Annotated in this window: 17 protein-coding genes; 7 read left to right on the top strand and 10 right to left on the bottom strand. The window is 74.0% G+C overall.

Going from position 1 to position 21,714, the window contains the following annotated elements:
* Window position 1: 1 nt before the first annotated feature.
* From AB0F68_RS11270 to eno, 3 genes are read right to left on the bottom strand one after another with little or no spacing between them, the layout of a single operon-like run.
* Window positions 2-559, bottom strand: a complete 558-nt coding sequence (locus AB0F68_RS11270) for a DUF501 domain-containing protein (protein WP_357335248.1) — start codon at window positions 557-559, stop codon at window positions 2-4.
* A 22-nt stretch (window positions 560-581) separates the two neighbouring features.
* A complete protein-coding gene (locus tag AB0F68_RS11265) occupies window positions 582-1,217 on the bottom strand; it encodes a septum formation initiator family protein (RefSeq protein WP_357335391.1) in 636 nt (211 codons plus the stop codon).
* 29 nt (window positions 1,218-1,246) lie between these two features.
* Window positions 1,247-2,530 carry a phosphopyruvate hydratase gene (gene eno / locus AB0F68_RS11260; RefSeq protein WP_357335246.1) on the bottom strand — a complete coding sequence of 428 codons (1,284 nt, stop codon included), beginning with the start codon at window positions 2,528-2,530 and terminating at the stop codon, window positions 1,247-1,249.
* A gap of 253 nt (window positions 2,531-2,783) precedes the next feature.
* Between eno and AB0F68_RS11255 the strand changes: the two genes are divergently transcribed.
* Window positions 2,784-3,476, top strand: a complete 693-nt coding sequence (locus AB0F68_RS11255) for a hypothetical protein (RefSeq protein ID WP_357335244.1) — start codon at window positions 2,784-2,786, stop codon at window positions 3,474-3,476.
* The gene (locus AB0F68_RS11250) at window positions 3,473-4,309 is read left to right on the top strand and encodes an NUDIX domain-containing protein (protein WP_357335242.1); all 837 of its coding nucleotides are present in this window, start codon (window positions 3,473-3,475) and stop codon (window positions 4,307-4,309) included. Before AB0F68_RS11255 ends, AB0F68_RS11250 begins: the two co-directional genes overlap by 4 nt.
* Before the next feature lie 2 nt (window positions 4,310-4,311).
* Here the strand turns inward: AB0F68_RS11250 and AB0F68_RS11245 are convergent, their stop codons facing one another.
* From AB0F68_RS11245 to mfd, 4 genes are all read right to left on the bottom strand, one after another.
* On the bottom strand, window positions 4,312-5,931 hold the full coding sequence (locus tag AB0F68_RS11245) for a DUF885 domain-containing protein (RefSeq protein WP_357335240.1): 1,620 nt from the start codon (window positions 5,929-5,931) through the stop codon (window positions 4,312-4,314).
* Window positions 5,932-5,996: 65 nt separating this feature from the next.
* A complete protein-coding gene (locus tag AB0F68_RS11240) occupies window positions 5,997-6,974 on the bottom strand; it encodes a nucleoside triphosphate pyrophosphohydrolase (RefSeq protein ID WP_357335237.1) in 978 nt (325 codons plus the stop codon).
* 2 nt (window positions 6,975-6,976) lie between these two features.
* A complete protein-coding gene (locus AB0F68_RS11235; protein WP_357335236.1) occupies window positions 6,977-7,729 on the bottom strand; it encodes a hypothetical protein in 753 nt (250 codons plus the stop codon).
* A gap of 95 nt (window positions 7,730-7,824) precedes the next feature.
* Window positions 7,825-11,481 (bottom strand): transcription-repair coupling factor, encoded by a 3,657-nt coding sequence (mfd, locus tag AB0F68_RS11230; protein ID WP_357335233.1) that lies wholly within the window; start codon window positions 11,479-11,481, stop codon window positions 7,825-7,827.
* 178 nt (window positions 11,482-11,659) lie between these two features.
* Here mfd and AB0F68_RS11225 point away from each other — a divergent pair, with 178 nt between their 5' ends.
* Window positions 11,660-12,571, top strand: a complete 912-nt coding sequence (locus AB0F68_RS11225) for a cyclase family protein (RefSeq protein ID WP_357335231.1) — start codon at window positions 11,660-11,662, stop codon at window positions 12,569-12,571.
* Window positions 12,572-12,614: 43 nt separating this feature from the next.
* Here the strand turns inward: AB0F68_RS11225 and AB0F68_RS11220 are convergent, their stop codons facing one another.
* Entirely contained in the window at window positions 12,615-13,208 is a 594-nt protein-coding gene (locus AB0F68_RS11220) for a PadR family transcriptional regulator (RefSeq protein ID WP_357335228.1), read from the bottom strand.
* A gap of 89 nt (window positions 13,209-13,297) precedes the next feature.
* Here AB0F68_RS11220 and AB0F68_RS11215 point away from each other — a divergent pair, with 89 nt between their 5' ends.
* On the top strand, window positions 13,298-14,470 hold the full coding sequence (locus AB0F68_RS11215) for an FAD-dependent monooxygenase (RefSeq protein ID WP_357335226.1): 1,173 nt from the start codon (window positions 13,298-13,300) through the stop codon (window positions 14,468-14,470).
* On the opposite strand, the gene AB0F68_RS11210 is transcribed toward AB0F68_RS11215, so the two are convergent.
* Window positions 14,464-15,504 carry a S66 peptidase family protein gene (locus AB0F68_RS11210; protein WP_357335223.1) on the bottom strand — a complete coding sequence of 347 codons (1,041 nt, stop codon included), beginning with the start codon at window positions 15,502-15,504 and terminating at the stop codon, window positions 14,464-14,466. The two genes, AB0F68_RS11215 and AB0F68_RS11210, sit on opposite strands and share 7 nt — an antisense overlap.
* A gap of 85 nt (window positions 15,505-15,589) precedes the next feature.
* Between AB0F68_RS11210 and AB0F68_RS11205 the strand changes: the two genes are divergently transcribed.
* Together AB0F68_RS11205 and ppc are read left to right on the top strand one after the other, a co-directional pair.
* A complete protein-coding gene (locus AB0F68_RS11205; protein WP_357335220.1) occupies window positions 15,590-16,627 on the top strand; it encodes a hypothetical protein in 1,038 nt (345 codons plus the stop codon).
* Between the two features lie 123 nt (window positions 16,628-16,750).
* The gene (ppc, locus tag AB0F68_RS11200) at window positions 16,751-19,537 is read left to right on the top strand and encodes a phosphoenolpyruvate carboxylase (RefSeq protein WP_357335217.1); all 2,787 of its coding nucleotides are present in this window, start codon (window positions 16,751-16,753) and stop codon (window positions 19,535-19,537) included.
* Between the two features lie 62 nt (window positions 19,538-19,599).
* Here the strand turns inward: ppc and AB0F68_RS11195 are convergent, their stop codons facing one another.
* Window positions 19,600-20,469: a hypothetical protein gene (locus AB0F68_RS11195; RefSeq protein ID WP_357335215.1), complete on the bottom strand. Its 870-nt coding sequence runs from the start codon at window positions 20,467-20,469 to the stop codon at window positions 19,600-19,602.
* Window positions 20,470-20,524: 55 nt separating this feature from the next.
* On the opposite strand from AB0F68_RS11195, the gene AB0F68_RS11190 reads away from it, so the two are divergent.
* A complete protein-coding gene (locus tag AB0F68_RS11190; protein ID WP_357335389.1) occupies window positions 20,525-21,703 on the top strand; it encodes a DNA recombination protein RmuC in 1,179 nt (392 codons plus the stop codon).
* The last annotated feature ends 11 nt before the right edge of the window (window positions 21,704-21,714 follow it).

Below are 21,714 nucleotides of genomic sequence, written 5' to 3'. Positions count from 1 at the left end.
CTCATTCCGCCGCGGGCACGTCCACGCAGGGGCCGGTGGCCCACCACTTCTCCACCAGGGCGAGGGTCTCGTCGCCGAACGGGTTGACCCCCGGCCCGGCGCCCAGCGCGTGCCCCAGGTGCACGTGCAGGCACTTGACCCGCCCGGGCATGCCGCCGGCCGAGATGCCGGCGATCTCCGGCACCTGGCCGATCGCCTCCCGGCGGGCCAGGTAGTCCTCGTGGGCGGCCCGGTAGCGGTCGGCCAGCTCCGGGTCCTCGGCGAGCCGTTCGGCCATCTCCTTCATCAGCCCGGCGGACTCCAGCCGGCTGCACGCCGCGGTGGCCCGCGGGCAGGTCAGGTAGAACAGCGTCGGGAAGGGCGTGCCGTCGGCCAGCCGGGGCGTCGTCTCCACCACGTCGGGCAGGCCGCACGGGCACCGGTGGGCCACCGCCCGGGTGCCGCGGGGCGGGCGTCCGAGCTGCGCGGCCACCGCGGCCAGGTCGGCCTCGGTGGCCGGCTGGCGCTCCGGCGGGGGTACGGATTCCGCCGCCGGATGCTGCGGTGGTACGACGCTCACGGTGCCTCTCTCGCTCTGGTGCTCACTTGTCGGGGCGCTCGGCGTTGGCCGCCTGCACGCTCGACCACAGGGTGTCGTACCAGGGGTCGGGTGGTTTCGGCGCCCCCGGCTTGGCGCCCTTGCCGGCGTCCTCGGCGGCCCCTTCCGGGTCGTAGAGCACCACCAGCGGGGTCTCGCCCGGCCGGCCCATGAAGAACCGCTCCCGGGCCTGCGTCTCGATGTACGCCGGGTCGTGCCACTTCTCCGCCTCGGCGGTCAGGTCTTCGATCAGCTTGCGCTGGTCGGCCTGGGACGCCTCCATCCGCTCGATGTCGGCCTGCTGGTCGAGGTAGACCCGGACCGGATAGGTGTAGGCCAGGGCGAGCGCGATCAGCACCGCGAAGAGCACGGTGGCGCGCCCGGTGAAGCGCCGGGGTTGGGGTGCGGTGAGCCGCTTGACCGTGCCACCGGCCGCGGTACGCCGGGCCGCCGCGGGACGGCTCGCGGAGCGTACCCCCTCGCTGGCGCGGGTGGCGCCGGGCGACCGGCCGGCGGCGCGCGGCTCGGCGCGGACGCCGGCGTCGCGGACCGACGATCGAACCCGGCCCGCGCCCGGCCGGCCGGCCTGACCCGGCCGACGGGCGGGCCGCTGGCCACCCGGTGTGCGGCGCTGCTGCATCGTCACACCCCTCCCCCGGAGCTCACGGCTCAGGCCGAACGGTAGCGCGGGAAGGCGCCGGCACCGGCGTACCGCGCCGCGTCGGCCAGCTCCTCCTCGATCCGCAGGAGCTGGTTGTACTTCGCGACCCGGTCGGAGCGGGCCGGGGCGCCGGTCTTGATCTGGCCGCAGCCGGTGGCGACCGCCAGGTCGGCGATGGTGGTGTCCTCGGTCTCGCCGGAGCGGTGGCTCATCATGCACTTGAAGCCGGCCCGGTGGGCCAGGTCCACCGCGTCCAGGGTCTCGGTGAGCGAGCCGATCTGGTTGACCTTCACCAGCACCGCGTTGGCGGCCTTCTCGGTGATGCCCCGGGCGATGCGCTGCGGGTTGGTGACGAACAGGTCGTCGCCGACGATCTGGATCCGGTCGCCGAGCGCCGCGGTGAGGGTGGCCCAGCCGCTCCAGTCGTCCTCGGAGAGCGGGTCCTCGATGGAGACGATCGGGTAGTCGCCGACGAGCTTGGTGTAGTAGTTGCTCATCTCCTCGGCGCTCTTCGCGCTGCCCTCGAAGGTGTAGCTGCCGTTGTCGAAGAACTCGGTGGCGGCCACGTCGAGGGCGAAGACGATGTCGGTGCCGAGCCGGTAGCCGGCCTTCTCCACGGCCTCGGCGATCAGGTCGAGCGCCGCGGCGTTGGTCGGCAGGTTCGGGGCGAAGCCGCCCTCGTCGCCGAGCCCGGTCGACAGGTCCTTCTTCTTCAGCACCGACTTGAGCGCGTGGTAGACCTCGGCGCCGGAGCGGACCGCGTCCCGGAAGGTGGGCGCGCCGATCGGCGCGATCATGAACTCCTGGATGTCGACGTTCGAGTCGGCGTGCGCGCCGCCGTTGAGGATGTTCATCATCGGCACCGGGAGCAGGTGCGCGTTCGGCCCGCCCAGGTAGCGGAAGAGGCTCAGCTCGGCGCTGCCCGCGGCGGCCTTGGCCACGGCCAGCGAGACGCCGAGGATGGCGTTGGCGCCCAGCTCGGCCTTGTTGTCCGTGCCGTCGATGTCAATCATCTTCTGGTCGATCAGCCGCTGCTCGCTCGCCTCGTACCCGATGAGCTGGTCGACGATCTTGTCCTCGATGTTGGCGACGGCCTTCTCGACACCCTTGCCCAGGTAGCGGTCCTTGTCACCGTCGCGCAGCTCGATCGCCTCGAAGGCGCCGGTGGAGGCGCCGGACGGCACCGCGGCGCGGGCGATCGTGCCGTCGTCGAGCCCGACCTCGACCTCGACCGTCGGGTTGCCCCGCGAATCCAGGATCTCCCGGGCGACGATTCCCTCGATGGTTGCCACTGAGTCGCTCCTCGTTTGTGTGTTCCGGTCCGATATGGGCCGCGACGGTGCGGCTGAGGCAGGTGTTGCACGCAGCGTATCGGTCCCCGCTTGCTCGCACGCGGGGTGGCTGCGTGCGAGGAGCCGCGCCCCCACGCGGACCGCGACCCGAATCCCGCACACGACGACGGGTGACACGGACATTCCCGGATTTCCCGGCCTCAACCGACAACGGGTTTGCGAGAGCTTGCGTCGATCGACAAGGCTGGGCACCATGCCCGCCGCCTCGACGACTCTCCGCGTGCTCGCCGCCTCGGCCATCGCGTCGCTCACGGTCACCGGCTGCCAGGCCTTCGACGACACCGGGGTCGCCCTCGCGCGGGCCGACCTGGTCAACGACCTCGCCGCCCGCATGGACCGGGCGCTGGAGCAGACCTGGGCCGCCGAATACCAGCTCGCCGGGGGGCGGACCGCCTCGATCGCGCAGACCGAGGATCCGTTGCGCTCCTCGTACACCTGGCCGGACGGCAAGATCACGGTGACCCAGGAGGCGGTGACCCGGTGCGCGAACGCGGCCGGGCGCACCTCCTGCACGGTGTCGCCGCCGGTGCTGACCGCCGGCAAGCCCTCGGTGATCGTCTACGACGAGGCGCGCAAGCACGGCCTGGTCACCCCGCCGGCGGTGATCCGGCTGCTCACCGAAGCCGCGCTGGACCCCCAGGCGAGCATCGAGCAGAGCGACACCACGCTGGCCGGGCACCACGCCACCTGCATCGACGTCATCCGGGCCGGCGACCGTTTCGACGCCTGCGTGACCACCGAGGGAGTGCTGGGCAGCTTCACCGGCGCCCTCGACGGCAAGCCGGCGGAGGTCACCCTGAACCGCTACACCGACACGGTCGAGTCGGCCGCCTTCGACGTGCCGGCCGGGGCGGGCGTGGTCGACCGCCGCTCCGCGACCTCGTGACCGGCGCGACTGACGGCTTCCTTCCCGCCGCCGACCACGGCCGGCCGCCGAACCCGGACGACCTCGCCCTGGCGGTGGCCGGGCGCAAGCTGCTGACCGGCGCCGACGGACGGCTCCCCCGGGTAGGCGACCTGCCCGCCGGGCTCGACTGGGTGCCGGTCGGCACGCTGGACGGGGTGCCGGCCTGGGCGGCCGAGACCGCCGACCCGGAGGCGCTGCCGGGCCGCTGGCGCGGCTGGCGGGGCCTCGCCGCCGCACTGCCCGCACCGCAGGCCACCCTGGCCGGGCGGGCGCTCGCGGTGGTCACCTGGCGGCGTACCCACCGGTGGTGCGGGGCGTGCCGGACGGAACTGGTCGACGTGCCGGGCGAGACCGCGCGGCGCTGCCCGGCCTGCGGGTTGACCGGGTTCCTGCCGCTCTCCGTCGCGGTGCTGGTGGCGATCACCCGCCCCGGCCGGGCCGGTGGGCCCGACGAGCTGCTGCTGGTGCGGCACGCGTACGGGCCGACCGAGCTGTGGGCGCTGGTCGCCGGGTTCGTCGAGGCGGGCGAGTCGCTGGAGGCGGCCGCCCACCGGGAGATCGCCGAGGAGGTCGGGCTGGCCATCGGGCGACCCACCTACGTGGACAGCCAGCCCTGGGCCATGTCCGGCCCGGGCACCCTGCTCGCCGGCTTCACCGCCACGGTGACCGACCCGGCGGCCGAGCCGGTGGTCGACCCGAAGGAGCTGACCGAGGCGCGCTGGTTCCCGGTGGACGCGCTGCCGGCGGAGCTGCCGCCGGCGTACTCCATCTCACGCTGGTTGATCGACGCGGCGGCCGCCGGGCCGCGCTGAGGTCAGACGCCCAGCAGGGTCCGCAGGTGGCGGGGCGGCGGGCAGTCGTGGGCCAGCATGGCGTCGTGCCAGTCGCGCGGCGACACCCCGTCCGGCCGGGCGCGGGCGATGTCGGCCATCTCGCTGTAGCCGACGAAGTAGGTGGAGAGCTGGGTGGAGGTGAGCAACGCCCGCCGCCACTTGCCGGCCGCCTCGCCCTCCTCCTGGAAGCCGCGCCCGGTCATCAGCGCCATGGCCTCGGACTCGGGCAGGTCCTCGCAGTGCACGAGCTGGTCGAGCAGCGCGTTGATGGTCATCCGGAGCTGCATCTTGAGCTGCTGGAGCCGGACCGGCAGCCCGCCGAAGCCGAGCCCGGCCATCAGCTCCTCGGTGTAGACCGCCCAGCCCTCGATGAACACCCCGGACTCGGTGAGCGCGCGGACCCGGGTCGGGCCGGCGTAGCGGCGGGCGTGCGCGAGCTGGAGGAAGTGGCCGGGCATCGCCTCGTGCACGGTCAGGTTGCGGATCATGTGGTCGTTGTATTCGCGGTAGAACGACTCGACCCGCTGCGCCGGCCAGTCCGCCGGGGTGGGCGCGATGCAGTAGAAGGTCGGCACGTCGGCCGTCTCCAGCGGGCCGGGCGAGTCGCAGTAGGCCACCGCCACGCCCCGGGCGAACTCCGGCATCTCCTGGATCACGCACGGGTCGTCGACCAGGCTGACGAGGTCGTGGGCCCGGACGAAGTCGCTCGCCTCGTCGAGCGTGACCGAGGCGAGGTCGACGATGGTGGCGTCGTCCGGGTGCTCGGCGGCGAGCAGGTCCAGCGCCCGGCGGACCGTCCCGTCGTCGGCCGGGCCGCCGACCAGCTCGACGGCCGCCGCGCGGATCTCCGCGGTGAGCCGGTCGAGGTTCGCCCAGGCGCGGCGCTGGACCTCGGCGGCGCTCAGCTCGGTGTCGAGGGTGTGCCAGAGCCGCGCCTCCCAGCGGCGCTTGCCCAGCCGGGGGTCGCGCCCCGGGCCGGCGTCGGCGGCCAGGCCGATGCGCAGCCAGGCCACGAACTCCTCCAGCGCGGCGATCGCCGCGGTGGCCGCCGGCTCGACCCGGTCGTGCATCGCGGGCGCCTCGGCGAGCAGCCCGGGCACCTCGTCGCGGATCAGCGCCGCCGTGCCGGTGAACTGCCCGACCGCCGTCTCGGCGTGGATCCGCGGCATGTCGCGCAGCGTCGCGCGCGCGGTCGCCAGGGCGTCGGGTACGGCCGCCAGCCGCCCGGCGAGGTGGGTCAGCCGCTCCTCGACCGGCGCGTACGGCCGGGCCATGAGGGCGTGCAGCAACGGACCGGGGTTGTGCCGCAGCGGGTCCCACTCGTGGCTGCGGATCTCGGTCGCCTCGAACAGCCCGCGGTCGACCAGGCTGCTGAGCAGCGCGTGGTCGACCCGTTCCTCGACGTCGAGCGAGTCGGGGTCGATCTCGGAGAGCGCGTCGGCCGCGTCCTTCAGCATCGCCTGGTCGGCGGCGAGGGCGTCGGCCGAGAGGTCGGTCAGCCGGTCGTCGTACCGGTGGTCCCCGGCCGAGGTGGCCAGCCCGGGCCGGCTCTCCAGCAACGCCTCCACGATCCGCTCGGCGAGCGGTACGAACGACTCCATGCCGTCGACCTTACCGATCTCCGCCGACGTTCCCGGTGCCGCCGACCCGGGCACCGGCCGTCCGGTCAGCCGGCGGCGCGTTCGGCGGCGCGGACGGCGTCGGCGTAGGCGAGGGTGGCGCGGCGGAGGGCGGCCTCCGGGTCGATGCCGGCCTGCCGGGCCGCGGCGACCGTGGCGAGCAGGCCCGCGCCGAGCCGCGCCTCGGGATCGACCTGGGATTCCGCCAGGGGCGGGGGGACCGCCAGGCCGATGCGGCCGGCCCGGTCCAGGATCTTCGCCGCCAGGGCGAGCGCCGGCTGGCTCAACGCGATGCCGTCCAGCACCGACTCGCGGGTCTTCTCGGCCCGCTTGATCCGCTCCCAGTTCGCCTCGATCTCCTCGATCGACCCGGCCTGCTCACCGGAGAAGACGTGCGGGTTGCGGCGGACCATCTTGTCGACCAGGCCGCCGGCCACGTCGTCGACCGTCCAGCGCTTCCCCTCCGGCAGGTCCTCGGCCAGCCGGGCGTGCAGCAGCACCTGGAGCAGAACGTCGCCCAGCTCCTCGCGGAGCGCGTCGGTGTCGTCGGCGCTGATCGCGTCGTACGCCTCGTAGCACTCCTCGAGCAGGAAGCCGGCCAGGCTGCGGTGGGTCTGCGCCCGCTTCCACGGATCGCCGCCCGGCGAGGCCAGCCGGTCCATCACCTCGACCGCGTCGAGCAGCCGGGCCCCCGGCGGGTCCCAGGAGCCGTACATCAGCTCCAGCTCGGCGAGGCCGGGCTGGCGGGCCAGCCGCAGCCCCAGCTCGCGGGCGAGCGCCTCGTCGCCGGCCGGGCCGGCCAGCCAGACCGCGCTGCCGTGCGCGGCCGCCGCGTCGAGCAACGCCTGCGTGGCGCCATCGGTCACCACCGTGACCTCGGCGCCCGTCGACCGGACCGCGGTGGCCAGCTCGCACTCCGCGCCGGCCAGCACCGGCGCGGTGCGTACGACGTCCCAGGCGGGCGCGGTCAGCAGGCCGGCCGGCAGCCGGGGCGAGGTGACCAGCAGGACAATGCGCGCGGTCATGCTCAGGGCGCCACCGACGCGCTGGGCTCGGCCGGCCCCGGCTCGGTCGACTCCGGCTCCGGGGTGGAGATCTCGGTGACCGCGGAGCCCGACTCGCCCAGCGGCACGGAGACCGCCGGCACGTCACCCTTGAAGCTGAGCAGCGGGAAGAGCAGCGGGCGGTAGCGCGGGTTCACCGTGACGTCGTATCCGCCGATCGCGTCGGCGAGCACCTTGCGGGTGGCCAGCGCGGACCGGAGCTGGTCGCCGTCGAGCTGGCCGGCGGCGTCCTTGTCGCTGACGTCCGGCGGAATGGCGCCGGCGGACCGGCCCGCCGCGATCACGGTCGCCAGCTCCTCCTGGGTCGGCGCGGCCTGCTCGCCGGCCGGCACCCCGGACATGCAGGTGTAGAACTCGGCCACCCGCTGCGGGTAGACGGCGTCGGCCGGCAGGCCCGTCTGCTGGGCCACCTGCGCCGGGCTGACCTGGCCCTGCGGCTGGTAGCCCTTCTCGGTGGAGAGTTCCTTGCACACGTCCAGCAGCACCAGGGTGGCCACCACCTGGTCCCGGCCCGGCAGCAGCGCGGGGGCCTGCTCCGCGGTGGCCGGCGAGGCGGAGAGACCGCCCCGCATCTCGTCGAGGATCGAGGTGACCTGGTCCTCGGTGACCCGGTGGTCACCGACGTAGGCGGCGACCCCGGGCTCGGTACGGCAACCGGTGAGGGCGACGAGGCCGACCGCCACGCTGGCGACGGCGACAAGACGGCGAGCACGCATGCCGGTCACTCTCTCACGGCCGGTACGCGGCTGTGACGCCGCCCACCTCACCGCGCCCCCGCCCCGGCCGGCTGCGCCGCGACCGGCTCGCTGTGTCACCTTCCGCTCGCCACTGCGGGGCTGGCAGAACCGGCCAGCTCCGCGGGCTCGCCGAGCACGTCCTTGAGGAGCTGCGCGCACCACTCCAGCAGCGCCTGGTCGCGCAGCGGCTCGCCGCCGACCCGGCGGGTGCTCGGCCGGGGCACGCTGACCTGGTCGAGCGCCTGCTTGTAGACCGAGTCCGGGTGGTAGCGCTTGAGGCGGAGCTGCTTCGAGTCGGGCAGCGGCAGCGGGCCGAACCGGATGTGCTTGCCCTGCATCGACACATCGGTGAGGCCGTACCGCCGGGCCAGCAGCCGGAACCGGGCCACCGCGACCAGGTTCTGCACCGGCGCGGGCGGCTCCCCGTAGCGGTCGGTCATCTCGGCGACCACCTCGCGCAGCCGCTCCTCGTCGCGGGCCTCGGCCAGCTTGCGGTACATCTCCAGGCGCAGCCGCTCCACGCCGACGTAGTCGTGCGGCAGGTGCGCGTCGATCGGGAGATCCACCTTGACCTCGGTCTCCTCCTCCGCGTGCTCACCCTTGAACGCGGAGACCGCCTCGCCGACCATCCGGACGTAGAGGTCGAAGCCGACGCCCTCGATGTGCCCGGACTGCTCGCCGCCGAGCAGGTTGCCGGCACCCCGGATCTCCAGGTCCTTCATGGCCACGTACATGCCGGCGCCCAGCTCGGTGTGCTGGGCGATGGTGGCCAGCCGCTCGTGCGCGTTCTCGGTGAGCGGCTTGTCGGTCGGGTAGAGGAAGTAGGCGTACGCCCGCTCCCGGCCCCGGCCCACCCGGCCGCGGATCTGGTGCAGCTGGGCCAGGCCCAGCAGGTCGGCCCGCTCCACGATGAGGGTGTTGGCGTTCGGGATGTCGATGCCGGACTCCACGATCGTGGTGCAGACCAGGACGTCGAACTCCTTCTCCCAGAAGCCGACCATCACCTTCTCGAGCGCTTCCTCACCCATCTGGCCGTGCGCCACCGCGACCCGGGCCTCGGGCACCAGCTCGCGGATCCGGCGGGCCGCCTTGTCGATCGACTCGACCCGGTTGTGCAGGTAGAAGACCTGCCCGTCGCGGAGCAGCTCGCGGTGGATCGAGGCGGCCACCTGCCGGTCGTCGTACGCCCCGACGAAGGTGAGCACCGGGTGCCGCTCCTCCGGCGGGGTGGCGATGGTGGACATCTCCCGGATGCCGGTGATCGCCATCTCCAGGGTGCGCGGGATCGGGGTGGCCGACATGGCCAGCACGTCGACCGAGGCGCGCAGCGTCTTCAGGTGCTCCTTGTGCTCGACGCCGAAGCGCTGCTCCTCGTCGATGATGACCAGCCCGAGCTGCTTGAACCGGGTGGCCGACTGGAGCAGCCGGTGGGTGCCGATGACGACGTCCACGGTGCCGTCCGCGACCATCTCCAGGGTCCGCTCGGTCTCCTTCGGCGTCTGGAACCGGGAAAGCTGCCGAATGGTGATCGGGAACTGGCTCATCCGCTCGGCGAAGGTGTTGTAGTGCTGCTGCACCAGCAGCGTGGTGGGCACCAGCACGGCCACCTGCTTGCCGTCCTGCACCGCCTTGAACGCCGCCCGGACCGCGATCTCGGTCTTGCCGTAGCCGACGTCGCCGCAGATCAGCCGGTCCATCGGGACGGTCTGCTCCATGTCCCGCTTGACCTCTTCGATGGCGGCGAGCTGGTCCGGTGTCTCCTGCCAGGGGAAGGCGTCCTCCAGCTCCCGCTGCCACGGGGTGTCCGGGCCGAACGAGTGCCCCTTGGACGCCTTGCGGGCGGCGTAGAGCTGGATCAGCTGTGCGGCGATCTCGCGGACCGCCTTGCGGGCCCGGGCCTTGGACTTCTGCCAGTCCGAGCCGCCCATCTTGTGCAGGGTGGGCTGCTCGCCGCCGACGTAGCGGGAGAGCTGGTCGAGCTGGTCGGTAGGGACGAAGAGGCGGTCGCCGGGCTGGCCGCGCTTGCTCGGCGCGTACTCGATGACCAGGTACTCCCGGCTGGCGCCGTTGACCGTGCGCTGCACCAGCTCGACGTACCGGCCGATGCCGTGCTGCTCGTGCACCACGTGGTCGCCGGCCTTCAGCTCCAGCGGGTCGATGGTGTTGCGCCGCCGGCTGGGCATCTTGCGCATGTCGCGGGTGGAGGTGCCCCGGCCGCCGGTGACGTCGTTGCCGGTGAGCAGCACGAACCGGGACGCCTCGTCGACGAAGCCGGCGGTCAGGCAGCCGCAGGAGACCAGCAGGTCGCCGGGGGTGGGCGCGGCCGGCACCTCCTCGGTGAGCCGGGCGCCGAGGCCGGCGTCGCGGAGCACCTCGACGGCGCGCTGGGCGGGGCCGTGCCCCTCGAAGACCAGCGCGATCGTCCAGCCCTCGCCGGCCCAGCGCTTGAGGTCGTCGACCACCCGGGCGGTCTCGCCGTGGTAGAGCGGGGCGGGCTGGGCGGCCAGGGTCACCGCGATGGCGTCATCCGGGGTGACGTCCACCTCGGTGGGCTCGTCCTCCCAGGGCTGGCGCTCCGGCGCGGCCTCCGCCTCGGTCAGGCCGAACGGCGACAGCGTCCACCAGGGCTGGCGGAGGGTACGGGCGGCCGCGCGTACGTCGGCCAGGGTCTTGAAGGCGGCGGCGCCGAGGTCGACCGGGGCCTGGCCTCCGACGGCGGCCGCGGCCCAGCTGGCCTGGAGGAACTCGTCGGAGGTACGCACCAGGTCGTGCGCCCGGGTGCGGATCCGCTCCGGGTCGCACAGCAGCACGTGGGTGCCGGCAGGCATGCAGTCGATCAGCAGCTCCATCGAGTCGGCGCCGATCAGCGCCGGGGCGAGGGACTCCATCCCCTCGACCGGGATGCCCTCGGCCAGCTTGTCGAGGATCTCGGCCAGCTCGGGGTGCTCCTGCGCGAGCGCGGCGGCCCGCTTGCGCACCCCGGGGGTGAGCAGCAGCTCGCGGCACGGCGGCGCCCAGAGCTGCGGGACGCCCTCGATGGTGCGCTGGTCGGCGACGGCGAAGGTGCGGATCTCCTCCACCTCGTCGCCCCAGAACTCGACCCGGGACGGGTGCTCGTCGGTGGGCGGGAAGACGTCCAGGATGCCGCCGCGCACGGCGAACTCGCCGCGCTTGGTGACCAGGTCGACCCGGGCGTACGCCATGTCGGTGAGCCGGCGGGCGACCTCCTCCAGGTCCGCCTCGTCGCCGGCGGCGAGCTGCACCGGCTCCAGGTCGCCGAGGCCCTTGAGCTGCGGCTGGAGCAGCGAGCGGACGGGCGCCACGACGACCCGCAGCGGGCCGGTGCGCCCGTGCGCGTCGGCCGAGCCGGGGTGGGCCAGCCGGCGCAGCACGGCCAGCCGCCGCCCGACGGTGTCGGAGCGGGGCGAGAGCCGCTCGTGCGGCAGCGTCTCCCAGGACGGGAAGACCGCCACCTGCTCCGGGGGCAGCAGGCTGCCCAGGGCGGTGGCGAGGTCGTCGGCCTCGCGGGAGGTGGCCGTCACGGCGAGCACGGGACGGCCCGCGCCGCCGGCCGGCTCGTCGGCGGCCACCGCGGCGACGGCGAACGGGCGCAGCGCGGCGGGGGCGGTGAGGTCGAGGCCGTCGACCTGGGCGGCACCGGAGCGCGCCAGGTCACGCGCCCGGGCCAGCCCGGGGTCGGCCAGGGCGGCGGAGAAGAGGCCGGTGAGCATCTGTGATCACTTCCAGGAGGTCGGCGCACGGCGACGACCCCGCGTCCGGAGCGGACGGGGGGTGGCACCGTTCGAGACTATCCCGCTGCGCGGACATTCCGGGCCGCAGCCGGGGTGCGGGGCGGGGACCCTGGGATGGATCTTGACGGGCCCGGGTGGGCGTGGTGCGGTGGGGCGCATGACGGCTGAGTATCGGGCGGTGTTCGACGCCGAGGTGATCTTCGCGAACGGCGGCGGGCTGCGGACCGACGGCTTCCGGCTGGACGTCCCGGGGCCGGAGATCACCGACGACGAGCTGGCCGCGCTCCTAGTCCGGCACCTCGGGCTGCTGATGGTGGGCGAGGTGCGGATCACCAACCGGACGGTCGTCGAGGAGCCGCACAAGGGCGGTCGCGGGGTGGCCGCCCCGGCGGCCGGCGGGCGGCGGCTGGTCGAGCTCAGCCACGTGATCACCGAAGGCATGGTCACCCTGCCCGGCTGGCAGCCGCCCCGGATCACCGACTGGCTGACCCGCGAGGCGTCCCGGGAGCGGTACGCCCCGGGCGTCGAGTTCCACGTCGCCCAGATCGACATGATCGCCAACACCGGCACCTACGTGGACGCGCCGGCGCACCGCTGGGCGGACGGCGCCGACCTGACCGGCGTCCCGCTGGACCGCCTCGCCGACCTGCCCGGGGTGGTGGTCCGGGTGCCGGCCGGCACCCGGGCGGTGGACCGGCTGCTGCTCGCCCCGTACGAGGTGGCCGGCCGGGCGGTGCTGCTGCACACCGGCTGGGACGCGCACTTCGGCACCGACCGCTACGCCGGGCCCGAGGCGCCCCACCTGACCGCCGACGGCGCGGACTGGCTGGTCGAGGCGGGGGCGACGCTCGTCGGCATCGACTCGATCAACATCGACGACATGACCCCGGCGGCGGCCGGACAGCGCCCCGCGCACAGCACCCTGCTCGCCGCCGGGGTGCCGATCGTCGAGCACCTGACCAACCTGGGCGCCCTGCCCCCGGAGGGGTTCCGGTTCACCGCCGCCCCGCCCCGGGTGGCCGGCATGGGCACCTTCCCGGTCCGCGCCTTCGCCGTCGTCGCCGGCTGACCTCAGCCGGTCACGGTCCCCGGCGCGGGACCGCTCCCGGCGGTCAGGCCGGCTCGGCGGGCGGGGGTGGGGGCGCCGACCAGGTGAGTCGGCCGCTACGCAGGTCCTCGACGACCGAGCGCAACCACAGTTCCTCGGCGGCGGCGACGGCGTCCAGGTGCTCATCCTCCAGGTTGAAGACCCGGGGCAGGTCGGCGTGCGCGGCGAGCGCGGCGGCCCGCTCCTGCCGGGCTCGCCCGATGCGGTCGGCACGCCGTTCCAGCAGCTCCGCCGCCTCCGCCGGGCTGATCATCGCGAGGTGTGACAGGGCCGCTGGGAACTGTGGGAACTCCTGCTTCGGCTCGACCAGCATCGCCCTCAGCCACGTGCGGGCGACCCGCCGGCCGGCGTCGGTCAACTCGTAGACGGTGCGTTCCGGGTAGGCCTGATCCCGGCCGGTCTCCCGCACCGCGATCAGGCCGTCGGCGTGCAGCCGCTCGATGGTCCGGTAGAGGCTCGCCCGCTGCCCCACGTTGACCACCTGGTCCTTGCCCCACTGCTTGATGAGCCGCTGCACCCCGTACGGGTGCAGGGGCTCGTGGTGCAGCAGGGCCAGCACGGTGAGGGCGAGCGGGGAGCTCCGGGCAGCGGTGTCCATGCCAGTAATCCTAACCATCGAAACTAGTTGACACGGACTAGTCTCAGTGAAACTATTCTCGTTGTTACGCGACCGAAGGGAGTTGGCAGATGGGCACGGTACGGACGGCAACGGTGATCGGCGGCGGCATCGGCGGCACGGTCGCCGCGATGGCGCTGGCCCGAGCGGGCATCGAGGCGACGGTGCACGAGGCGTACCCGGGCGGGGCGGACGGCGTCGGAGCGTCGCTGAGCCTCGCCCCGAACGGCCTGACGGCGCTGCGGATCGTCGGGGCCGAGGAGGCGGTCCGGGCGGCCGGCCACGCGGTCCCCGGCGTGGTCATGGCCGACGGCGCGGGAAACCGGCTGACCGAGTTTTACGGCTTCCCCGGACTGCCCGCCACCCACGCGATGGCCCGCGCCGACCTGCACCAGGCGCTGACCGCACAGGCGCTCGCCCAGGGCGTGAAGATCGAACACGGCAGGCGCCTCGTCGGGGCCGAGGAGGACCGTGACGGGGTCACCGCCGTCTTCGCCGACGGCAGCACCGCCCGCGCGGACGTGCTGATCGGCGCCGACGGCATCCGCTCCACCGTCCGGACCTTGATCGACCCGAACGCGCCCGGGCCCGAGTACGCCGGCGTGCTCGGCTTCGGCGGGCTGGTCGCGGAGGACGTGGCACCCGCCGAGCCCGGCACCATGTACTTCGCCTTCGGCAGTTCGTTCATCGGCTGGTGGCGACTGCCCGACGGGCAGCTCTGCTGGTTCGCCAGCCTCCCCCGTACCGAGCCGCTCACCTGGGCGGAGGTCCAGCGGATCCCGGCGGAGCAGTGGCTGACGCGGCTGCGCGAGCGCTACACGGGCCACGTTCCAGGGGAACGGCTGCTGGCCCACACCGCGCCGGACACGCTGATGGCCACCGGGCCGATGGAGCGGATGCCATCCGTACCGCACTGGCACCGGGGTCGCCTGGTCCTCGTCGGCGACGCGGTCCACGCACCTTCGTCCAGCTCCGGCCAGGGCGCCTCGCTCGCTATCGAGAGCGCCATCGAGCTGGCCCGCTGCCTGCGCGACCTACCCGACCACACCGCCGCGTTCGAGGCGTACGAGCGGCTGCGCCGGAGCCGGGTGGAGCTGATCGGTGGCAACGCGGCCGCCACCAACCGGGCCAAGGCCGGCCAGGCTGGCGGGCGGCCCGCCATGCCCACCCCGGAGCAGATGTTCGGCCCCGTCCACCGCCACCACATCGACTGGCATGCCACCGTGCCGCGGGAGGTTCAGTAGCGCACCGAGATCCGGCGCTCGACCGCGTCGACCCGGATCTCCCCGCCATACGGGATGACCAACTGCGGGTCGGTGTGGCCCAGGTCGACGTCGAAGACCACCACCGGGTCGTCCGTGTAGTCCGCCAGCGCCCGGAGGATCGCCTCGCGTTGCGCCTCGCCCCAGGCCCGCCGCTCGTTCAGGGTGTGCGGCTTGTCGAAGTCCCACGCCTTGGGCCGGCCGACCACGATCGCCGGGAAAGCGGCGAGCAGCCCCCGCTCACCCAGGTTGCGCACGATCCGGAAGACCTCCCGCGCGCCGGGCAGCTCGTTGGAGGTCTCGAAGATCAGCACCGACCCGGCCAGCTCGGCCGCCGACGGCACCCGGTCGGCGGCCGTCAGCCATCCGATGATCTCCAGGCAGCCGCCCCAGGTCCGCCCCTGCACCACCCGGGCCGGCCCGTGCCAGCGCCAGCCCTCGCCGGGGAACATCACCGGCTCGTCGGCGAGGGTCGCCGGGTCCCGCCAGTCGCGCGGCTCGTCGCCCCACTCCGGCGCCGGGGCCAGCTCGTACCAGCCGGAGGTGAAGAGGGCGGCGCGCAGCGAGTCGAAGGTGAGCGGGTGCGGTGCGCCGGACCGACCGAGGTGCACCAGCACCGATCCGCCGTGGTAGGCGACGATCCCCAGCCGGTAGAGGTGGTTGAGGACGTTGGTGTTGTCGGAGTAGCCGTAGTAGGGCTTCGGGTTGGCGCGCAGCACCGCGTCGTCGAGGAACGGGGTGACCGTGATCAGGTCGTCGCCGCCGACCGTGGCGAGCACCGCGGTGACGCTCGGGTCGGCGAAGGCGGCGGTCAGGTCCCGCGCCCGGTCCCGCGGGTCGGCCCCCATCTGCCGGGTGGTCGGATACTCCACCGGCTCCAGCCCGAACTCCTCCCGGAGCCGGCGCAGGCCCAGCTCGTGGACGTGCGGGAAGAGGCCCGGCAGGCCGGCGGAGGGCGAGACGACCGCGACCCGGTCGCCCGGCTTCGGCTTCGGGGGGTAGCTGGGCAGCGTCATGATCCGAAGCTATCGGGCCGCGCCAGCGAATTCCCCCGGGGGAAAACCGCCCGGATCCGGCATATCCGGGCAATATTCTGAGCGGGTGGATGAGGCGCAGCGGGACCTCACGGTACGCGACTGGCTGCCCCGCACCGCGGCGCTGCTGCTCGGCACGCTCGCCCTGGCCACCGCGTTCATCGCCGCGTACGTCGGCGCGCTGCACCAACCTCGGCCCCACGACGTGCCCGTCGGGGTGGTCCTCGGCGACCAGCGCGCCCAGGCGGTGCTGGCCGCCGTCCGCCAGCGCACCGACAAGATCGAACCCATCGAGTACGACGACCCGGCCGCCGCCGAGGACGGCCTGATCGGCCGCGAGGTGTACGCGGTGCTCACCTCCGGCCCGGACAACGGCCTGCGCCTGGCCACCGCGAGCGCCTCCGCCCCGGCCGCCACCGACCTGGTGATCCAGGTGCTCGGCCAGGCCGCCCGACAGGCCAACCTGCCAATCCAGGTCACCGACGAGGTGCCGGTGCAGTCGACCGACCCGCGCGGCCTGGTGCCCTTCTACCTGGCGATCGGCTACGTGCTCGGCGGCTACCTGGCCTCCACCGCCCTGGGCCTGCGGGTCGGCACCGCTCCGGTCACCCTGCCCCGGGCCGGGCTGCGGATCGGCGCCCTGGCGGTCTACTCGGCCGTGCTGGGGATCGTCGGCGCCACCGTCGTCGGCCCGGTGCTCGACGTCTGGCACCACGACATCCCGGCGGTCGCGGCGGTCGGCGCGCTGGCCGTCTTCGCCGCCGCCATGGTGGCCGCCGCCGTGCAGGCCTGGCTCGGGCTGCTCGGCACCGGCCTCGTGATCCTGCTGCTGGTGGTGCTCGGCAACCCCGGCTCGGGCGGCATCTACGCCCCGGAGTTCCTGCCGGCCTGGCTGCGCGGCATGCACCTGTGGAACGTGCCCGGCCTGACCACCGACCTGATCAAGTCGGCGGTCTACTTCGACCGCAGTTCGATGGGCTGGACGCTGACCGGGCTCACCCTCTGGGCGCTGCTCGGGCTCCTCGGGCTGGTCACCGCGACGATCTTCCGGGCGCACCGGCGCGCGGCCCGCGCCCGCCCGGTCGCGCCGACCGCCGATGACTGAGCCGCCCGGTACGTCCCAGAGTGCAGATCATCACGCGGTCCCCCTCCTGCCGCCGGGGCCCGCGCGGATACCATCCAGGGAGTCGGACAGCGCTGTCCTTCGTACTCGCGTAAGGAGCGCACCGTGACCGACCAGCACGACCACGACGGCCCCGACGCCGCTCTCCGGGCCGACATCCGCCGCCTCGGCACGCTGCTCGGGCAGACCCTCGCCCGGCAGGAGGGCCGGCCGCTGCTCGACCTGGTCGAGGAGATCCGCGCCCAGGTCCGCTCCGACCCGCCGGCCGCCGCCCAGCGCCTCGGCGGGCTCGACGTCACCACCGGCACCAAGCTGGCCCGGGCCTTCTCCACCTACTTCCACCTGGCCAACATCACCGAGCAGGTGCACCGGGCCCGCGACCTGCGCCGGCGGCGGGCCATGCACGGCGGCTGGCTGGACCAGGCGGCCAAGATGATCGCCGAGCGCGGGGTGCCGGCCGAGGAGATCGCCGCCGCGGCCCGTCGGCTCGCGGTACGCCCGGTCTTCACCGCCCACCCCACCGAGGCGGCCCGCCGGTCCATCCTGTCGAAGCTGCGCGCCGTCGCCGACGAGCTGGACGCCGAGACCGCCAACGCGATCCTCTACGGCGCCAGCGACGAGGGGCCGGCCAACCGGCGCCTGGCCGAGCTGCTCGACCTGATGTGGCAGACCGACGAGCTGCGGCTGGACCGGCCGGACCCGACCGACGAGGCCCGCAACGCCATCTACTACCTGCGCGACCTGCACGCCGAGGCCGCCCCGCAGGTCCTCGACGACCTCGCCGACACGCTGCGCACCCTCGGCGTGGAGACCTCGCCGACCGCCCGCCCGCTGACCTTCGGCACCTGGATCGGCGGCGACCGGGACGGCAACCCGTTCGTCACCCCGGCGGTCACCCGCGAGGTGCTGCGCATCCAGCACGAGCACGGCATCGAGGCCACCGAGAAGGCCATGGACCAGCTAATCAACGAGGTCAGCGTGTCCCGCCGGCTGCGCGCGGTGTCCCTCGACCTCTCCGCCAGCCTCGCCACCGACCTGGACGCGCTGCCCGAGGTGGCGCCCCGGTTCCGGCGGGTCAACGCCGAGGAGCCCTACCGGCTCAAGGCCCGGTGCGTGAAGGCCAAGCTGGCCAACACCCGGGAGCGGCTGCGCGCCGGCACCCCGCACGTGCCGGGGCGGGACTACCGCGGCTCGGCCGAGCTGATCGCCGACCTGGAGCTGCTGCGCGCCTCGCTGGCCCGCAACTCGGGGCAGCTCACCGCCGTGGGTCGGCTCGCCTCGACCATCCGTACGGTCTCCGCGTTCGGGCTGCACCTGGCGACCATGGACGTCCGCGAGCACGCCGAGGCGCACCACGCGGTGCTCGCCCAGCTCTACACGGCGGTCGGCGAGGTGTCCGACTACCCGTCACTGACCCGGCTGGAGCGCACCAAGCTGCTCGCCGACGAGCTGGCCGGCCGCCGGCCGCTCTCCACCCTGGACAGCCCGCTCACCGAGGCGGCGCAGAAAACGTTCGACGTGTTCGGGGCGATCCGCGAGGCGCAGGACCGGTTCGGCGCCGAGGTGATCGAGTCGTACATCATCTCGATGACCCTCGGCGTGGACGACGTGCTCGCCGCGGTCGTGCTGGCCCGCGAGGCCGGCCTGGTCGACGCGCACAGCGGCCGGGCCCGGATCGGCTTCGTGCCGCTGCTGGAGACCCCGGCCGAGCTGAACGCCGGCGGCGAACTGCTCGACGAGCTGCTGTCCCTGCCGGCCTACCGGGCGCTGGTGGCGGCCCGCGGCGACGTGCAGGAGGTGATGCTGGGTTACTCCGACTCCAACAAGGAGGCCGGCATCACCACCAGCCAGTGGTCCATCCACCGGGCCCAGCGCGCGCTGCGGGACGTGGCCGCCCGGCACGGCGTACACCTGCGGCTCTTCCACGGCCGGGGCGGCACGGTCGGCCGGGGCGGCGGCCCCACCCACGACGCCATCCTGGCCCAGCCGTACGGCACGCTCGACGGCGCGATCAAGGTGACCGAGCAGGGCGAGGTCATCTCCGACAAGTACACGCTGCCCGCGCTGGCCCGGGAGAACCTGGAGCTGACCGTGGCGGCGGTGCTCCAGGCGACGCTGCTGCACACCGGGCCCCGGCAGCCGGCCGAGATGCTGGAGCGCTGGGACGCGACCATGGACGTCGTCTCCGAGTCGGCGTTCCGGTCCTACCGGTCGCTGGTCGAGGACCCGGACCTGCCGGCCTACTTCTGGGCCTCCACCCCCACCGAACTGCTCGGGGCGCTGAACATCGGCTCCCGGCCGGCGAAGCGGCCGAACACCGGCGCCGGGCTGTCCGGCCTGCGGGCCATCCCCTGGGTGTTCGGCTGGACGCAGACCCGGCAGATCGTGCCCGGCTGGTTCGGCGTGGGCTCCGGGCTGGCCGCCGCGCGGGCGGCCGGGCTCGAGGACGTGCTCGCCGAGATGAACCGGAACTGGCACTTCTTCCGCACGTTCCTGTCGAACGTCGAAATGATGCTGACCAAGACCGACCTGTCCATCGCCCGGCGCTATGTCGAGACGCTGGTTCCGAGGAAGCTGCACCCGATCTTCGAGAAGATCGAGCAGGAGTACGAGCTGACCAAGCAGGAGGTGCTGGCGATCACCGCCTCACCCGCCCTGCTGGACAACTCGCCCGTGCTCCAGCGCACCCTCGCCGTGCGGGACACCTACCTGGAGCCGCTGCACCACCTCCAGGTGGCGCTGCTGCGCCAGTACCGGGAGTCCGGCGCCGCGGGCCGCGCGGTGGCCACCGCGCCGGGCGGCCGCCGCGCCCCCAACGACGGTACGGCGCTGGAGCGGGCGCTGTTGACCACGGTCAACGGCATCGCCGCCGGCATGCGCAACACCGGCTGACCCCGGTCGACGAGGAAGGCCCCGGTCGCACCGACCGGGGCCTTCGTCATCCGTGCGCTGGGCTACCAGTCGCCGCCGCCACCGAAGTCGCCGCCACCGAAGTCCCCACCGCCGAAGTCGCCGCCACCGAAGTCGCCGCCGAAGTCCCCGCCACCGTAGTCACCCTGGCTGGCGGCGTAGTCGCCCTGGCCGGCGAGATCCTGACCCTGGTCGCCGTAGTCCTGACCCTGGTCGCCCTGGTCCTGGCCTTGGTCGCCGTAGTCCCCGCCCTGGTCCTGGCCGTCGTTGGAGCCCTCCTGGTAGCCGGCCTCGGAGCCGTAGCCCGGGTCGGCGAACGCGGGCGAGAAGAGCGCGTCGGCGATCAGGATGCCGCCGAGCACGCCGGCCCCGGTGCCGAGCGCGGTCTTCCACCACGGCGTCGAGTACCAGCCGGCCGGCACCGGGCGGCCCTGCCAGTTTCCGCCCGGATAGTAGTAGGGAGTCTGGTTCCCCGGCTGAGGGCCGGCCCGGTAGGTCTGCCCCTGCACGTTGACCTCGCGCTCCTTGGTGAGCATGCCCGCGCCGCGGGCCGCGGCCAGCGGGGGCAGGTCCGGGCCCGGGTCGATGCCCAGCGCGGTCCGCGCCGCCCGGATGTACGCCAGCCCCTCCAGCGCCGTCTCCCGGGCCAGCGCGAACTGGTGCGGCGTGCTCGCCTGCTCCAGCTGGGAACCGGCGGCGTTGTAGCGCTCGCCCGCGTCGGCGAGCGCCTGGCGGACCGCCGGGGCGTCCCCGTGCAGGTTCATCAGCTGCCCGCCGAGCCGCTCGTACCAGCGCTGCGCCTCAGCGCGGGCGTCGGCCAGCTCGGTGGCCCGCCGGGACCTGCTCCCCCACCGCCAGAACACCAGTGCACCTCCGAGCATCAGGATCAGGACCACCCACAGGGCAACCTCCATGACCTCGAACGTACCCAGCGGGCGCACGTCGTACCCGTTTGGCAAGCTCTTCGGCATGAGCTTCTCGACGCTGGCCGTGGTGGTGCTCTGCCTCGCCGCGGGCGGCGCGGTGGGCTGGCTGGCCGCCCGGTCCCGCTCGGCGACCGAGATCGCCCGGCTGGAGGCGACCCTGGCCGCCACCCGGGAGGGTGAGGGGCGGCTGGAGCAGTCGATGCGGGCGCTCAGCTACGAGGCGACCGCGCAGTCCCAGGAGGCGGTGGCCCGGGCGGTGGCGCCGCTGCACGACACCCTCCGCCGCTACGAGCAGCGGGTCGCCGAGCTGGAGCGGGACCGGGTCGACGCCTACGCCGAGCTGCGGGAACAGGTGCGGTCGATGAGCGCGGTCTCCGGCGAGCTGCGCACCGAGACCAAGCAGCTCGTCGCGGCGCTGCGCGCCCCGCAGGTGCGCGGCCGCTGGGGTGAGCACCAGCTCCGCCGGATCGTCGAGGCGGCCGGCATGCTGGAGCACTGCGACTTCAGCGAACAGGTCACCGCGGCCACCGAGCACCAGGGGGTCCGCCCCGACCTGGTGGTCCGGTTGCACGGCGGCCGGACGGTGGTGGTCGACGCCAAGGCGCCGTTCGAGGCCTACCTGACCGCCATGGAGGCGCGCGACGAGCGGGGGCGGGACACCCACCTCGACGCGCACGCGCGGCACCTGCGGGCGCACGTCGACGGGCTGGCCGCCAAGACCTACTGGGCGGCGTTCGACCAGACCCCGGACTTCGTGGTGCTGTTCGTGCCGGCCGACCCGTTCCTCGACGTGGCGTTGCAGCGCGATCCGTCCCTGCTGGAGCACGCCTTCGCCCGCAACGTGGTGCTGGCCACGCCCGCCACCCTGGTGGCGCTGTTGCGCACGGTGGCCTACTCCTGGCGGCAGGAGGCGCTGGCCCGCAACGCGGCCACCGTCCACTCGCTGGCCCGCGAGCTCTACGGGCGGCTGTCCACCCTGGGCGACCACGTCGGCAAGCTCGGCGGCGCGCTGAGCGGGGCGGTCACCGCCTACAACCGGGCGGTCGGCTCGCTGGAGGCGCGGGTGCTGGTCAGCGCCCGCAAGCTGGCCGAGCTGGGCGTGTCGGACCAGGAGCTGGTCGCCCCGGCGCAGGTCGAGCTGGCCCCCCGCCAGCCGCAGGCCCCGGAGCTGGTCGAGGGCATGTCCACATCGGCCGAACGGCCGGCGGGCATCGACGGTTGACACACGGCACG

The sequence above is a fragment of the Micromonospora sp. NPDC023966 genome (genome assembly GCF_040639095.1).
Classification (GTDB): domain Bacteria; phylum Actinomycetota; class Actinomycetes; order Mycobacteriales; family Micromonosporaceae; genus Micromonospora.
The sequence above is the reverse complement of the archived record's forward strand: the minus strand, read 5'-3'. Positions and strand labels throughout refer to the sequence as shown.